Origin of the sequence: Enterococcus sp. DIV1094 (genome assembly GCF_017316305.2) — a bacterium.
Lineage (GTDB): Bacteria > Bacillota > Bacilli > Lactobacillales > Enterococcaceae > Enterococcus_B > Enterococcus_B mangumiae.
Window position 1 is genome coordinate 2,606,528 of record NZ_CP147250.1, and the last position, 15,366, is coordinate 2,621,893.

The following is a 15,366-nucleotide window of genomic DNA, read 5'->3' on the forward strand; positions in this document are numbered from 1 at the left end:
AGGAGGCATAATATGCGAAAGACAACATTCACTCGTTTATTCTTTCTTTTTGGACTAGTATTTCTAGTGTTAAGTGGCTGTAAAGGCAGTAGCTTAGCAGAAAAAGATATCTTGACTCGCAGTAAAGAAACGAATGAGATCGTTTGGGGCGTCAAGTATGATACTCGTTTGTTCGGCATGATGGATATCGAAAGCCGAACAGTCCAAGGATTTGATATCGATATCGCCAAAGCAATCACGAAAAAAATCTTAGGTGATGACGGAAAAGCATCCTTTGTCGAAGTTACTTCAAAAACAAGAATCCCATTATTGAAAAATGGAAATATCGACGCCATCATCGCAACGATGACGATTACTGAAGAACGTAAAAAGCAAGTTGATTTCTCATCCGTCTATTTTGATGCGGGGCAATCATTGTTAGTGAAAAAAGGAAGCCCGATCAAAAGCGTAGAGGACTTAAATGCCGAAACGACCATTCTAGCAGTAAAAGGATCAACTTCAGCCGTAAATATCAGAAAACATGCGCCGGATGCTCAAATCTTGGAATTAGAGAACTATGCAGAAGCATTTACTGCTTTACAATCTGGTCAAGGCGATGCCATGACGACGGATAATGCAATTTTACTTGGGATGGCAGCAGAAAATCCTGACTATGAATTAGCAGGTGGGACTTTTACAGAAGAACCTTATGGGATCGCCATCAATAAAGGACAAGAAGACTTTTTGAATGCCGTCAATCAAGCATTAGAAGAAATGGTTGAAGACGGTACGTATGATAAGATTTATGAAAAATGGTTCCCAGATACGACTCAGGGAAAAATTGATTAAGGAGGGAATACAATGAGTGATTTGATACAAACTTATGGGCCAGCCTTCCTTGATGGATTCAAAGTAACGATCCTATCAAGTGTCTTGGCGCTTTTATTCAGTTTGATCATCGGAACGTTGATGGCGATTTTTCAATTGTCACACAATCGTTGGATAAGAGGCTTTGCGAAAGCCTATGTTGAGTTTTTTAGAAATATCCCATTACTGATCATCGTGATGTTCTTCTATGTTGTATTACCGCTTTACTGGATCAGTTTTGACGGATTTCAGGCAGGGACGATTGGTCTTACGATCTATACTTCAGCATTTATTGCAGAAACGGTTCGTTCGGGAATCCAAACCGTGCCAAAAGGACAGATGGAAGCAGGGCTTTCTTCAGGATTTACGTACTCAGAAACCATGCGTTACATCGTGTTGCCGCAAGCATTTAAAATCGTGATCCCGCCATTAGGCAATCAATTCATCAATTTAGTCAAAAATTCATCGATTTTAGCTATCGTTGCTGGATTGGATCTAATGTATCAAGGCGATTTGATCGCTAGTGAAACGTTCAACACTTTTGACACGTATATCATTGTCGGGTTGTTTTATTTGATCATTACCTTACCATTGTCTTACTTGATGGTTTATCTTGAGAAAAAATGGGCAGTTCGTTCATAGAAAGGAGAATCTCAATGGATTTTAGTGGTGCATTTTCATGGATGAATATTCGCTTTTTGTTAGAAGGCTTAAAAGTAACGATCGAAGTTTCGTTATTCTCAATTATCTTCAGTTTTCTGATCGGTGGATTGACAGGTGTTCTTCGTTTCGCGAGTATTCCGTATTTATCAAAAATACTAGGTCTGATCATCGATATCATTCGTAATCTGCCTTTATTGCTTATTATCTTTTTCACCTATTTTGCTTTACCGCAAATTGGTATCCAAATGAATATTTTTTGGTCCGCGGTTGCGGCATTGACTATTTTTGAATCTGCAATGTTATCAGAGATTTTCCGTGCCGGTCTGAATGCTTTGCCTAAAGGGCAAATGGAAGCCGGTCTCTCTACAGGACTTACTTATGTAGAGACGATGCGGACCATCATCTTACCTCAAGCATTCAAGTCGATGATCCCTGCCATTGTGAGTCAATTGATCTCATTGATCAAGGATACATCGTTAGCAGTGATCATTTCTTTACCAGAGTTGACGCACCAAGCACGTATCGTCTATGGTCAAAATACCAATTACGTCTTACCGATGTTCGTAATGATGACTTTCATGTATTTTGTCGTATGTTACGCACTTTCTCTACTATCCTCATATTTGGAAAGAAGAAAGTACAGTTATTAACAGGAAAGCATAAAAATCGAATAGTGAACGCTTCGTAAGAGGGAATCCACGAAATTTGGTCTTCAAATTTTTTGTGGATTCCTTCTTGAGTTAGTAAACAAATTTTTCCAGGGCAAACGTTCGAATGAATTGTCGGAAAAGACGTGGAAAGAAGGTGATAGTACTTGATAAATCACCACAAAAAGTCCACAATATAGAAGATAGAATTTTTTGAAAAAGGATGATTCGATTGACAGATAAACGTCCGATCGGTTTTATTGATTCAGGAGTTGGTGGTCTAACGGTCGTCAAAGAAGCACTGAAGCAATTACCGAATGAAAACATATTATACGTTGGCGACACAGCACGTTGTCCATATGGTCCAAGACCAGCAGAGCAAGTGATCGCCTATACATGGGAAATGACGAATTATTTAGTTGAAAAAGGCATCAAGATGCTCGTGATTGCCTGTAACACGGCAACAGCCGTGGCCTTAGAAGAAATCAAAGCAACTCTATCGATCCCGGTGATCGGTGTCATTTTGCCAGGGACGAGAGCCGCAGTAAAACAAACAAAAAATCAGCGAGTCGGTGTGATCGGCACGCTCGGTACAGTCAAAAGCGCAGCCTATGAAACAGCCTTGTTGGACAAAGCACCTGACCTAAAAGTCACGAGCTTAGCCTGTCCAAAATTTGTTTCTGTTGTCGAAAGCAAAGAATATCGTTCATCAGTCGCCAAAAAAATCGTCGCTCAAACATTGGCTCCGTTAGAGTTAAGAGGAATCGATACATTGATTTTAGGCTGTACACATTATCCGTTACTTCGCCCCATCATCCAAAATGTCATGGGGGATAAAGTCACCCTGATCGACTCAGGTGCTGAAACGATCGGTGAGGTGTCCATGTTGCTTGATTATTTTGAAATCAGTAATTCACCAAAAAATGGTCGCACGTTATGCCGGTTTTATACAACAGGCTCAGCTAAAATGTTCCATGAGATTGCCCAAGATTGGTTGGGATTAAAAGAACTGATCGTTGAATCGATCGACTTAGGAGGGAAAGTGCAATGATGCGTCACGACGGAAGGAATGTCCAAGACTTACGAGAAATCACCATTGAAACGAACGTGCTGAAACATCCGGAAGGTTCGGTGTTGATCAGCTTTGGCGAAACAAAAGTGATATGTGCAGCAACCATCGAAGATTCCGTACCACCTTTTTTAAAAGGAAGTGGCAAAGGCTGGGTTACAGCAGAATACAGCATGTTACCACGAGCAACGAACACGAGAAATCGTCGTGAAAGCAGTAAAGGAAAACTAAGTGGCCGTACGATGGAGATCCAACGCCTGATCGGCCGTTCCTTGCGGGCAGTCGTCGATTTAGAAAAATTGGGTGAACGGAGTATCATCGTTGATTGTGATGTGATCCAAGCAGATGGTGGAACCCGAACAGCAAGTATAACAGGTGCATTTGTAGCTTTAAGATTAGCGATCGAGAAGTTATTGCAAGCAAAAGTGTTGCCAAATGATCCAATCAAAGAACATTTAGCTGCAATCAGCGTCGGTATTTTAGCAGACGGGACATGTGTCACTGATTTAGATTATCACGAAGATGTTGCGGCAGCAGTCGATATGAACTTAGTGATGACTGAATCAGGTAGATTTGTAGAGATCCAAGGAACTGGGGAAGAAGCAACCTTTGATGGCGAACAGTTGAATGAAATGCTTGTGTACGGAAAAACAGCTATCGAATCCTTGATATTAGAACAAAAAAATGTTTTATTGAGTGAATTTGCCGAGGCGACGGAGGTACAACAAGAGAAAACGATCGTCATTGCCACTCGAAACGCAGGTAAGGCAGAAGAATTCCGCACGTTATTTGCAAAAGAAGGGTATACAGTCAAAACATTATTTGACTATCCTGAGATACCAGATGTCGAAGAGACAGGCACGACATTTGAAGAAAATGCGCGTTTGAAAGCAGAAACGATTGCACGAGTATTGAATCAGCCAGTGCTGGCGGATGACTCTGGCTTAAAAGTCGATGCCTTAGGCGGCAGACCAGGAGTTTATTCTGCGCGTTTTGCCGGGGAACATAAAAGTGATGCCGGCAATAACGCGAAATTACTTTTTGAGCTAACAGATGTACCTGATGAAGAACGCACCGCACAATTCCACTGTACATTAGTCTTTGCGGCGCCAGACAAAGAAAGTCTAGTAGTAGAAGCAGACTGGCCTGGTCGAATCGGGCGAATCCCTAAAGGTGAAAATGGCTTTGGTTACGATCCATTATTCATTCCAGACGGCTACGATAAAACAGCCGCAGAGATCTCAAGTGAAGAAAAAAATGAGCATAGTCACCGAGGGTTAGCAATGGCAAAACTAAGTCAAGAATGGCAAGCATGGTTGGAAGGAGTGGAGTAGATGCGTTATTTAGTAGTTAGTGACAATCACGGGGATCGAGCAATCGTGCAAGAACTGCTTACCCGTTATCAAAATGAAGTCGATTATTTCTTTCATTGCGGGGATTCAGAACTTGACGCAAAAGATGAAGTTTGGGAAACTTATATCGGCGTTCAAGGAAATTGTGATTTTGGTACCGATTTTGAAACGAAACGAGTAGTCGATACAGGGCTCGACCGCGTATATATGACACACGGACATTTATCAAATGTCCGCTTTGGTCTGACACAGTTAGCGCTTGAAGCAAAAGAACAACAAGCAACGATCGCTCTTTTTGGTCATACGCATCAATTAGGTTGTGAATTTGAACAAGGGGTCTTGTTCTTGAATCCGGGAAGTATTTCTCAACCGCGAGGCATGATCCAAATTCCTGCGTATGCACTGATCGATAGTACGAAAGACAAAATTGCAGTACAATATTATAATCGATCACACCAAAAGATCGATAACATGGCGTTTGAGTATAAACGTTGAGAAACAAACTCTAATTTTTGCTAAAAATAGAAATGTTTGTCTGGATTTTGCATCCGTTTTCGGTAAAATAGAGATGTTGAAAGAAATTGAAATGGAGGCCAATGTGTAATGATTGGACCAATCGTAAGAGAATTATTACTGCAAAATCAAGAGACCTTTTTGGTTCCAGCAGAAAACGTGGCAAATGTTATGTATCAACATCCGTTATCACATGGATTATTAGTTTTATCGAAAGTGGGATATACCAAAATCCCTGTTTTAGGAAAAGATGATCGCTTTGTCGGCTTAGTCAGCCTGTCGAACGTCGTCAACAAAATGATGGATTTGCAAACAATCAGTATGGAGCCATTAGAAGGTTTGACGGTAGCTGACGTGATGGAAACAGATGTACCAACGATCGATGAGCATTGGGACCTAGAAGAAGTACTTCATCTATTGGTTGATGCGTCATTCTTACCAGTTGTCACTGAGGATAAAGTTTTCAAAGGAATCATCACACGAAAAGAATTATTGAAAGCAGTCAATTATATGGTACACGAATTAGAACGTCAAAATATCGTGTCACCTAAAATAGATGAATTGAGAGAAAGAATCGATATTGTTAGTTAAAGAGTAGTCGATTTTACTAACTAAATAAAAACTAAGCAACCTCCAAAAGCTAGATCTTTATGATCATTTTGGAGGTTGCTTGGTTTTTAAAGATGGATGGAGCTGATCAAATAATACAGTGGTACTATTTTTTTTAATATATCTTTATTTCAAAAATGATATAAAAACTATTTCAACACGATCGGTGTATTCGGAATGCTGTAACCAGCAGCTGTCAGTTCTTTGACGTAAGAACTTAAAAATTCTTCTTTTAGCTCAAATTGCTTACCGTTCAAGACGTAACAAATCGTACGGATCGCAAAGTTACTGTTTCCGATATCGACAAGACCAAAAATCGTTGGCTCTGTTTGTAATTCCTCTTCGTATTTCACAGCTAATGTTTCATTGACTTTTTGAATGATCTCATAGATCTTATCATAACCTTCTTCTGGAACGATACGGATATCAAGAACGACTTGCATATTCGAACGAGAAAGGTTACTGATCGTTGTGATGCTACGGTTTGGGATAAAGTGGACTGTGCCATCGACACCTTTTAATTGCAAGGTACGGATACCAACTGATACAACTGTTCCTTCAATGGTCAAATTCGTTAACTTGACGTAATCGCCAACGTCCATTTGTTGTTCCATGATGATAAAGAAGCCAGTGATCACATCACTCATAAACCCTTGTGCACCTAAACCAATCGCGACACCTGCAATCCCTGCACCGGCTAACAATGAACCAATCGGCACACCGATGACGGAAAGAATCGCGTAAATAAAGAAGAAACCAATCGTATAATTGAAGATGGTATTTAAAAGACTTTGTAATGTCTTTAAACGGCTGCCGTTAAGGACGGCTTTTTTTGAATACTGTTTAAAAGACTTATCGATCAAGTATTTACCGATGCGATTGATAAGACCAAATAGGAGAACCAAAAAAATCAGATATAATCCTTTTTGGATCATCGTAGAAAAGATGCCATCCCAATCAATATCATTCCAAAACCGTTGGAAAGCATTGACTTGATTAACTGCTTGATCTGTCAAGGTTTCTCCGGTTGAGCTGGTTGTTTCTGCTGTAGCAATGAATGAAAACATAAAATCCCCTTTTCTAAATCTTCTTTTTTGTATTGTAACAAGAACAGCGCAAAAATCAAAATAAATCATTACATAAGTCCATAGGAACACTTGCAATAACAACGGAGTAAAATAAACGATGACAAATGAGAGAGATAGTGCTAAAATATTTCAAAACTGACGATTGGTGGTATGAACATGCAAATAGATTGGGATAACTTAGGATTTTCTTACATCAAAACACCTTGGCGCTTTGTTGCCAAATGGAAGGATGGAGAATGGGAAAAAGGCGAACTGACTGAGGATAATCATTTATCTCTTCATGAAGGCTCACCTGCGCTTCATTATGGTCAACAGTGTTTTGAAGGATTAAAAGCTTACCGCAGAAAAGATGGGAAAGTCAATTTATTCCGTCCAGAGCAAAATAGTCGTCGCTTGAATCAAAGTGCGAGACGTTTATTGATGCCAATGGTTCCAGAAAATATGTTTATTGATGCAGTGAAAGAAGTCGTAAAAGCAAATGAAGCATTTGTTCCTCCGTATGGTTCTGGAGCAACCTTGTATCTACGTCCATTTTTGATCGGTGTAGGAGAAAACATCGGTGTTCATCCAGCACCTGAGTATCTGTTTGTCGTTTTCTGTACGCCAGTTGGTGCCTATTTCAAAGGTGGCTTAAAACCAACGAACTTTATTGTATCTGAGTATGATCGAGCAGCACCTAACGGAACCGGCGCTGCGAAAGTCGGAGGAAACTACGCAGCGAGTCTATTGCCTGGAACAGAAGCGAAGGAATTGAACTATTCGGATTGTGTCTACCTTGATCCAGCCACTCACACAAAAATCGAAGAAGTGGGGGCAGCGAATTTCTTTGGTATTACGAAAGATAACCAGTTTATCACACCACAATCGCCTTCGATTTTACCAAGTATCACGAAGTATTCTTTGTTACAGATCGCTGAAGAACGTTTAGGCTTAAAAGCAGTGGAAGGGGACATCTATGTCGATCAACTCGATCAGTTTTCTGAAGCTGGCGCGTGTGGCACGGCAGCGGTGATTTCGCCGATCGGTGGAATCTATTATAAGAACAACTTACATGTCTTTTATAGCGAGACAGAAGTAGGACCTGTAACTAAACGCTTGTATGACGAATTGACAGGTATCCAGTTCGGTGATATCGAAGCACCAGAAGGTTGGATCGAAGTGGTTGAATAACAACTTGATTTATACAATAAAAAAATCAGCTCTCATCATAGAGGGCTGATTTTTTGTTCGTTGATTAAGACAAGTGAACACCTTTATCGACATAAATGATGTCACCGATGATCCCACTTGATAACGGGCTGATCAAGAACGCACAAGTATTACCGACTTCTTCGATCGTTACTCCTTGTTGATCAGGTGTACGTGACTCAGATAGTTCGATCAATTTTTGGTAGTCTTTCACACCAGTTACTGCTAACGTTTTGATCGCACCAGCTGAAATTCCATTGACACGGATTCCTTTAGGTGAAAATTCTGAAGCTAAGTAGCGAATAGCTGCTTCTAGTGATGCTTTTGCGATCCCCATCATGTTGTAGTTAGGGATTGCTCGTTGTGAGCCAAGATAAGACATACTTACGATCCCACTGTTAGGTGCTAAGTATTTTTGTGCATATTTTGATACAGCGATCAAAGAATAGCTGCTGATATCTTGCGCTAATTGATAGCCGTCTCGAGAGATATCAGACACATTACCTGAAAGCTCTTCTTTGTTGGCATAGGCGATCGCGTGGACTAAGCCATGGATCTCGCCCGCATATTCACCGATCGCATCCATTGCTTTTTCGATGCTCTCGTCGCTTGCTACATCGCATTCCACTGTGAAAGCATCTTCACCGACTAATTTGACTAGTGATTTCTTCATGCGTTCATTTTGATACGTATAGATGATCTCCGCGCCTTGTTGCATCATTGCTTCTGCACAACCCCAAGCAATACTACGTTTATTCGCAACGCCCATGATCACGATTTTTTTTCCTTCTAAAAAAGACATATAGACACTCCTTTGATTCAATAAAAGTTTTGTGTGACGAAAATATAAGTGCAAAAAAATAACTTCTTGATTTCTTATTATTAAGTAAAATGCTTTGATTGTCAAACTATTTTTTTGATGAATAAAAAATGATTGCCAAATAATCAAGAATATGATACTTTGATAATCAAAGTATTGATTACGGCAATTGCCTGAAAGAAGGAGTAAACTATGTCATACGCACTATCAGCAACGGAAGTAATGGATCTTATTCCAAACCGTTATCCAATTTGTTATATCGATTACGTTGATTCGATCGATTCTGGAAAGAAGATCATTGCAACGAAAAATGTAACGATCAATGAAGATTTTTTCCAAGGTCATTTTCCTGACAACCCTGTCATGCCGGGGGCTTTGATCTTAGAAACCCTTGCACAAGCAGGCTCTATCTTGATCTTGAAATCAGAAGAGTTCTTAGGTAAACGTGCGTATATCGGGGGGATCAACAAAGCAAAATTCCGCCAAAAAGTCGTTCCTGGTGATGTGATGAAATGTCATTTTGAGATCATCAAAATGAAAGGTCCAGTAGGGACTGCTATTTCTGAAGCCTTTGTCGATGACAAAAAAGTATGTGAATGCGAGTTTACATTTATCGTCAACGAACAAGCCTAAGGACAGTATTGCGCTTTAAGGAGGCAGAGATCGCTTCCTCAAGAAAAAAATAAATGAAGATAGGAAAGTGGACCATCATTTTCCTTAAAAAAAGAATCATCTTGCGGATAGGTTTCTATTCGCGGATGATTCTTTTTTGCGCTTTTCTAAAGGTTGCTACAAAAGTTTAAGTTTTTTTAAACTTAAATGATAATAAATCTTTTTTTCGTAAAAAAATAAAAAATAGTCTTATCTCGAAAATTCAGGGAAATCTAAAAAAGAGACGCCCAAAAAGTAATCTACTTTTAAGGCATCTCTTTTTTAGTTCAGCTGTCAACGTACAATCGACTGCTATTTTGCTTCTTGTAAGATATTGATTTTTTCAATCTTCACATCTTCTGTTGGTTTGTCTGAGCTATCTGTTTCGACAGCTGCAATCGCATCAACGACATCCATGCCTTCAACTACTTGCCCAAAGACAGTGTATTCACCATCTAAGCTAGGGTAGCCACCGTCTTTATAAGCGTCGATGATTGCTTGTGGGTAATCATCTTTTAATAGGCCATCATGCATATCATCTGAATTTTGGACGATGAAGAACTGACTGCCGTTACTGTTTGGATCTTGTGTACGAGCCATTGAGAGAGCTCCGCGAATGTTGTAAAGTTGGTTTGAGATCTCTGTTTCAAAGCCTTCTCCCCAAATACTTTCTCCGCCAGTACCGTTTCCTTCAGGGTCGCCACCTTGGATCATAAAGTCTTGGATCACACGATGGAAAGTAACGCCTTCATAGTAACCATCTTTGGCGTGAGTCATAAAGTTCTCTACTGCTTTTGGTGCAAGCTCTGGGAACAATTTGATCTTGATCGTTCCTTTACTTGTGACCATTTCAACTAGATCTTCGTTATCAGCAACTTCTGTATTCAATTGAGGTAATTCTAATGAATTTAGATCAATACTTTCTACAGTGCTCGTCTCTGTTGTTTTTTCTGTTGTTTCGTTCGTACTTGAAGATGCGTTATCTGAACCATTCGAAGTACAACCTGCTGCAAATAATAGCGTTGCAGCCATACTCATGCTTAAAAATAATTTTTTGTGTTTCATAAGTAATTCCTTTCTGATTTTGTTCGTTGTTATCTTTAATGATAGCAAATTATAAGATAAATACCTACACTTTTTCTTATAATAAACGAAATTATTTAATAAACATTAAAAGGTGTAGACCATTTGAAAGCGGTTTGTTATAATGTAAGTGGATACAAAAACGCACATCCAGGAGGGTAACATTACATGGGAAAATTAGGGATTTCAATTTATCCAGAACGTTCAACATTTGAAAAGGACAAAGAATATTTAGATTTAGCACATAAATATGGATTCAAACGTGTGTTCACAAGTTTATTACAAATTGCCGATGACAAAGAAAAAGTTCTGGCAGAATTTAAAAAAGTAGTTGATTACGCTAATGAATTAGAGATGGAAGTCATGGTCGATATCAATCCGGCGTTATTTGAACAGTTAGAAATCTCGTATGATGATCTATCTTTCTTTGAGGAGATGGGTGCTGATGGCATTCGTCTTGATATTGGTTTCACTGGAGCAGAAGAAGCAAAAATGACTCGTAATCCTTATAACATCAAAATCGAGATCAATATGAGTTCTGGCACGAATTATGTAGACAATATCATGAGCTATTCTCCAAATACTGATAATTTGTTAGGTTCGCATAACTTCTATCCTCATCGCTATTCTGGATTAGGATACGATCATTTTGTCGCTTGCTCGGAGAAATTCCGTAAATATAATTTAAATACAATGGCTTTCGTCAATTCGCAAACGGCGGATTTTGGTCCATGGCCAACACAAGACGGGCTTTGCTCATTAGAAGATCATCGCGATCTAGAAATCGCAACACAAGTCAAACACTTGATGTTAACTGGTTTGATCGATGATATTTCGGTAGGGAATGCCTACGCAAGTGAAGAAGAGTTGCGCGCGATGTCAGAAGCCTTCTTTGCAAGCTATCCAACATTGAAAGTAGATGTCGCAGACGATATCACAGAAGACGAGCGCATTTGTTTATTTGATAATCTTCATAGTTATCGTGGCGACCGCTCAGAGTATATCTTGCGTTCAACAATGACACGTATCTACTACAAAGACAAACCTTTCCCAGCGCATAACACGAAAGATATGACGCGTGGGGATGTATTGATCGATAACGTTGGTTACGGGCAATACAAAGGCGAAACGCAAATCGCTTTAAAAGAAATGAAGAATGATGGACGAGTGAATGTAGTGGGGCGTATCTCAGATGACGAGTTGTTCTTACTTGATTTCTTAAAACCATGGTCAAACTTCAAGTTGATCGAAAGCAAATAAATACGTTTAGAACGATTAAAATAGTCAGTCAAAAGAGACCTGTAAAGCCGCAATCGCTTAACAGGTCTCTTCTTTTCAATCACAATTATTATTTATTCCACATTGCATCACACGGACTCTTTGTTTATACTAATTCCAGATAGTACGTTAATGTAAAAGCAAGGAAGGTATAAAATGAAACTTTGGATCAAGATTTTAATCGGTGCAGCATTACTCGTAACAGTCGTATTAGTCTTTGCGGGAAATTATTTTTATAATTATGCTGTTGTTCCTTCAGAAAAAGATTTTTTGGAAGGCGATACGCCAGGAACAACTAAAACAAATGAAGAATCAGCGGCGCAATCGTGGTTTGCAAACCCTGAAAATCGTAAAGAGTGGCACCAGACATCTGCAGATGGTTTGGAGCTATCCGCAATTTATCTGCCCGCTTCATACAGCCACAAAACAGCAATCGTCGCTCACGGGTATATGGGGGATGCGGAAACAATGGCAAACTATGCGAAGATGTTCCATGATCTTGGCTACAATGTATTAGTACCCGATGCGCGTGGACATGGGAAAAGCGAAGGAGATTATATCGGTTTCGGTTGGCACGAACGTAAAGATTACGTGAAGTGGATCGATCAAGTGATCGAAACAAATGGGCAATCGGAGGAGATCGTCCTTTATGGTATCAGTATGGGGGCTGCAACTGTCATGATGACTAGTGGGGAAACGCTGCCTGCAAATGTTAAGGCGATCATCGAAGATTGCGGATATTCATCAGTCAATGAAGAGTTGAGCTATCAGCTGAATGAACTGTTTGGTTTACCGCCATTTCCATTGATCCAAGTTACTAGCCTGATGACAAAAATCAGAGCAGGCTATTTCTTTGGAGAAGCTGATTCAATCAAACAACTAGAAAAAAATAAATTACCAATGCTGTTTATCCATGGCGATGCAGATACATTCGTTCCATACGAAATGTTAGACAAAGTTTATCAAGCGACAAATGGACCGAAAGAAAAATATGTCGTTCCAGGAGCAGAACATGCCAAAGCATATTCGGTTGATCCTGAGAAGTATCAGCAAACTGTAAGCAGTTTTTTAGAAAAATATGTAAAATAGCGGTTGTGACCAAAGTGTTTCTTAAAGAACTTTTTTGAAACGTTTGGTCACAACGTTTTATTTTGTCTTGATTCATTCTTGCAGTAAAATAAAGAAAGAGTCAGGAATTTCCGTGAAACTTTCAGTTTAATGATGGACAAACGGTCCATTCACCGATAAAATAGACAGGACTTGTGTTTATTGTGGAGATTCAGGTAGTCATATAGTAAGAATAGATAAATGAAATAGGAGGACGAAAATATGTCCATGTTTTTAGATCAAGTAACGATCGACGTGAAGGCTGGTAAAGGCGGCGACGGGATGGTTGCCTTTCGTAGAGAAAAATATGTACCTGACGGTGGTCCTGCAGGTGGCGATGGTGGTCAAGGCGGCGATGTGATCTTAGTCGTTGACGAAGGATTACGTACGTTGATGGACTTCCGTTTCAACCGTCACTTTAAGGCTCAACCAGGAGAAAATGGTATGAGTAAAGGGATGCACGGACGTGGGTCAGATGATACGTATGTCAAAGTGCCTCAAGGAACAACAGTCCGTGATGCCGAAACAGGTGCGTTATTAGGTGATCTGATTGAAGATGGCCAAACGTTAGTAGTTGCCAAAGGTGGACGTGGCGGACGTGGAAATATCCGCTTTGCTTCTCCAAGAAACCCTGCACCAGAGATTGCAGAAAATGGAGAACCGGGACAAGAGCGTAAAATCGAATTAGAATTAAAAGTTTTAGCAGACGTAGGTCTAGTTGGCTTTCCTTCAGTAGGAAAATCAACCTTACTTTCAGTGATTTCTTCTGCCAGACCAAAAATCGGTGCGTATCATTTTACGACACTAGTACCCAATTTAGGGATGGTCACAACAAGTGACGGACGGAGTTTTGCTGCGGCGGATCTTCCTGGTTTGATCGAAGGCGCTTCTCAAGGTGTCGGCTTAGGTACACAATTTTTACGCCATATCGAGCGTACCCGCGTGATTTTGCATGTCATTGATATGAGTGGCATGGAAGGCCGCGACCCTTATGAAGATTACTTGGCGATCAACCACGAATTGTCTTCACATAACTTGCGCTTGTTGGAACGCCCACAAATCATCGTTGCCAATAAAATGGATATGCCAGATGCAGAAGAAAACTTAGTGAAGTTCAAAGAGCAATTAAATAAAAACAAAGAAGATGAATTTGCGGACGACATACCAGTATTCCCAATCTCTGGCGTGACTCGTAAAGGATTAGATGCGTTGCTGAATGCGACAGCTGATCTATTAGAAGTAACACCAGAATTCCCATTATATGAGGAAGAGATCGAGGAAGAAACCGTTCATTATGGCTTCAACCCAGAAGGTCCTGAATTTACGATCGATCGTGAGCCGGATGCAACATGGGTATTGTCAGGTGAGAAGATCGAGAAGTTATTCCAAATGACCAACTTCGACCATGATGAAACAGTTATGCGTTTTGCACGTCAATTACGTGGTATGGGTGTCGATGAAGCATTACGTGCCCGAGGAGCGAAAGACGGCGATTTAGTACGCATTGGCGAATTTGAGTTTGAATTTGTAGAGTAAGCTCTTTTTAGACAATAACGATTGCAATGAAAGACAGCATAAGAAAACATTCCACTCTAGGTAGTAAGGCAAGATCGGAGAAAGAAATACACCATATTTTGCGGATTTTGTCTTACTCACATAAGAGTTGGTTTTTGCTTACTGTTTATTCGATTTTAGGAGATGACGGATGTCATACTCCTTTTTTTGTATACTGCGTTATTTTTTGAAGGGTTTCCCTTTTATTTTTGGTTATTCCAAGGTACACTAAAAGAAAATGAGAAAGAGGCGATCTCTATGAGCAAACGAGTGATCATATTAAATTTTGAGTTGGAAAGTCAAGCTTATCAAGCATTTTCTGAAATCAAAAAGCTTCACATGACAAGAGCAATCAAAGGCGAACAAATGGCGGTCATCAGCCATGTTTCAAATGGGGCACATCAATTTAAAATCGAAGACTTTTTAGATTTTACTGGAAACAATAAATCTTCTAAAGGCGGCCTTATCGGAATGTTAGTAGGTGTTTTAGGCGGACCATTAGGGATTTTGTTAGGCTGGTTTGCCGGTGGGATGATTGGTGCGAGCCAAGACGCAAAAGAAATCAAAGATGCACAAACTGTGTTTGATTTTGTGGGCAATAAGATCGGTGAAGGTGCAACAGGTCTGATATTAATTGCGGAAGAAGAGGATAACCGACCATTGAATCAACTTGTGATGATGGAATTAGGTGGAGAAATCACTCGTTTGGATTATGAAGAAGTAGAGCAAGACGTTCATGATGCAACAGAAGTTGAAAAACATGCAAAAGAAACAGCGCAGAAAAATTGGGATGAAAAACATCAAAAGCCAACCGCTGGCTCAGAGGATTCTACACCTTCTGAATAAGAAGAAAGCATCGAGAGTAGTATTTATTCAATCTTTTGGTTCAGGGAAAATC

General features: G+C 39.9%; 16 protein-coding genes. 13 read left to right on the forward strand and 3 right to left on the reverse strand.

All coding sequences use genetic code 11. The features are described 5' to 3' along the window. Positions 1–12: 12 nt before the first annotated feature. The 7 genes from DOK79_RS12455 (at position 13) to cbpB (ending at position 5,681) form a co-directional block, all read left to right on the forward strand. Positions 13–828 carry a transporter substrate-binding domain-containing protein gene (locus tag DOK79_RS12455; protein ID WP_206858791.1) on the forward strand — a complete coding sequence of 272 codons (816 nt, stop codon included), beginning with the start codon at positions 13–15 and terminating at the stop codon, positions 826–828. Between the two features lie 12 nt (positions 829–840). Further along, a complete protein-coding gene (locus DOK79_RS12460; protein WP_206858793.1) occupies positions 841–1,488 on the forward strand; it encodes an amino acid ABC transporter permease in 648 nt (215 codons plus the stop codon). A gap of 14 nt (positions 1,489–1,502) precedes the next feature. Then, positions 1,503–2,159 carry an amino acid ABC transporter permease gene (locus tag DOK79_RS12465; protein WP_206858794.1) on the forward strand — a complete coding sequence of 219 codons (657 nt, stop codon included), beginning with the start codon at positions 1,503–1,505 and terminating at the stop codon, positions 2,157–2,159. Positions 2,160–2,379: 220 nt separating this feature from the next. Beyond that, entirely contained in the window at positions 2,380–3,207 is an 828-nt protein-coding gene (racE, locus tag DOK79_RS12470) for a glutamate racemase (RefSeq protein WP_206858796.1), read from the forward strand. Further along, positions 3,207–4,559 (forward strand): ribonuclease PH, encoded by a 1,353-nt coding sequence (gene rph, locus DOK79_RS12475; RefSeq protein WP_206858818.1) that lies wholly within the window; start codon positions 3,207–3,209, stop codon positions 4,557–4,559. The genes racE and rph overlap by 1 nt, the downstream gene beginning before the upstream one ends. Continuing rightward, a complete protein-coding gene (locus DOK79_RS12480) occupies positions 4,560–5,072 on the forward strand; it encodes a metallophosphoesterase (protein ID WP_206858797.1) in 513 nt (170 codons plus the stop codon). Positions 5,073–5,180: 108 nt separating this feature from the next. Continuing rightward, positions 5,181–5,681 (forward strand): cyclic-di-AMP-binding protein CbpB, encoded by a 501-nt coding sequence (gene cbpB / locus DOK79_RS12485; protein ID WP_206858799.1) that lies wholly within the window; start codon positions 5,181–5,183, stop codon positions 5,679–5,681. A 167-nt stretch (positions 5,682–5,848) separates the two neighbouring features. Here the strand turns inward: cbpB and DOK79_RS12490 are convergent, their stop codons facing one another. Further along, positions 5,849–6,766 (reverse strand): mechanosensitive ion channel family protein, encoded by a 918-nt coding sequence (locus DOK79_RS12490; protein ID WP_206858800.1) that lies wholly within the window; start codon positions 6,764–6,766, stop codon positions 5,849–5,851. 177 nt (positions 6,767–6,943) lie between these two features. Here DOK79_RS12490 and DOK79_RS12495 point away from each other — a divergent pair, with 177 nt between their 5' ends. Next, the gene (locus DOK79_RS12495; RefSeq protein WP_206858801.1) at positions 6,944–7,957 is read left to right on the forward strand and encodes a branched-chain amino acid aminotransferase; all 1,014 of its coding nucleotides are present in this window, start codon (positions 6,944–6,946) and stop codon (positions 7,955–7,957) included. Between the two features lie 64 nt (positions 7,958–8,021). Here DOK79_RS12495 and fabI read toward each other — a convergent pair whose 3' ends face one another. Then, a complete protein-coding gene (gene fabI, locus DOK79_RS12500) occupies positions 8,022–8,777 on the reverse strand; it encodes an enoyl-ACP reductase FabI (protein WP_206858802.1) in 756 nt (251 codons plus the stop codon). A 210-nt stretch (positions 8,778–8,987) separates the two neighbouring features. Between fabI and fabZ the strand changes: the two genes are divergently transcribed. Further along, positions 8,988–9,428 carry a 3-hydroxyacyl-ACP dehydratase FabZ gene (gene fabZ, locus DOK79_RS12505; protein WP_010735583.1) on the forward strand — a complete coding sequence of 147 codons (441 nt, stop codon included), beginning with the start codon at positions 8,988–8,990 and terminating at the stop codon, positions 9,426–9,428. Positions 9,429–9,758: 330 nt separating this feature from the next. Here fabZ and DOK79_RS12510 read toward each other — a convergent pair whose 3' ends face one another. Next, the gene (locus tag DOK79_RS12510; protein WP_206858803.1) at positions 9,759–10,511 is read right to left on the reverse strand and encodes a peptidylprolyl isomerase; all 753 of its coding nucleotides are present in this window, start codon (positions 10,509–10,511) and stop codon (positions 9,759–9,761) included. A 186-nt stretch (positions 10,512–10,697) separates the two neighbouring features. Here DOK79_RS12510 and DOK79_RS12515 point away from each other — a divergent pair, with 186 nt between their 5' ends. The 4 genes from DOK79_RS12515 (at position 10,698) to DOK79_RS12530 (ending at position 15,314) form a co-directional block, all read left to right on the forward strand. Next, positions 10,698–11,789, forward strand: coding sequence for a DUF871 domain-containing protein (locus DOK79_RS12515; RefSeq protein WP_206858804.1), 1,092 nt, complete (start codon positions 10,698–10,700; stop codon positions 11,787–11,789). A gap of 174 nt (positions 11,790–11,963) precedes the next feature. Continuing rightward, a complete protein-coding gene (locus DOK79_RS12520; RefSeq protein WP_206858805.1) occupies positions 11,964–12,896 on the forward strand; it encodes an alpha/beta hydrolase in 933 nt (310 codons plus the stop codon). A gap of 240 nt (positions 12,897–13,136) precedes the next feature. Then, entirely contained in the window at positions 13,137–14,450 is a 1,314-nt protein-coding gene (gene obgE / locus DOK79_RS12525) for a GTPase ObgE (protein WP_034689254.1), read from the forward strand. Positions 14,451–14,726: 276 nt separating this feature from the next. Continuing rightward, positions 14,727–15,314 carry a DUF1269 domain-containing protein gene (locus DOK79_RS12530; protein WP_206858810.1) on the forward strand — a complete coding sequence of 196 codons (588 nt, stop codon included), beginning with the start codon at positions 14,727–14,729 and terminating at the stop codon, positions 15,312–15,314. Positions 15,315–15,366 lie beyond the last annotated feature (52 nt).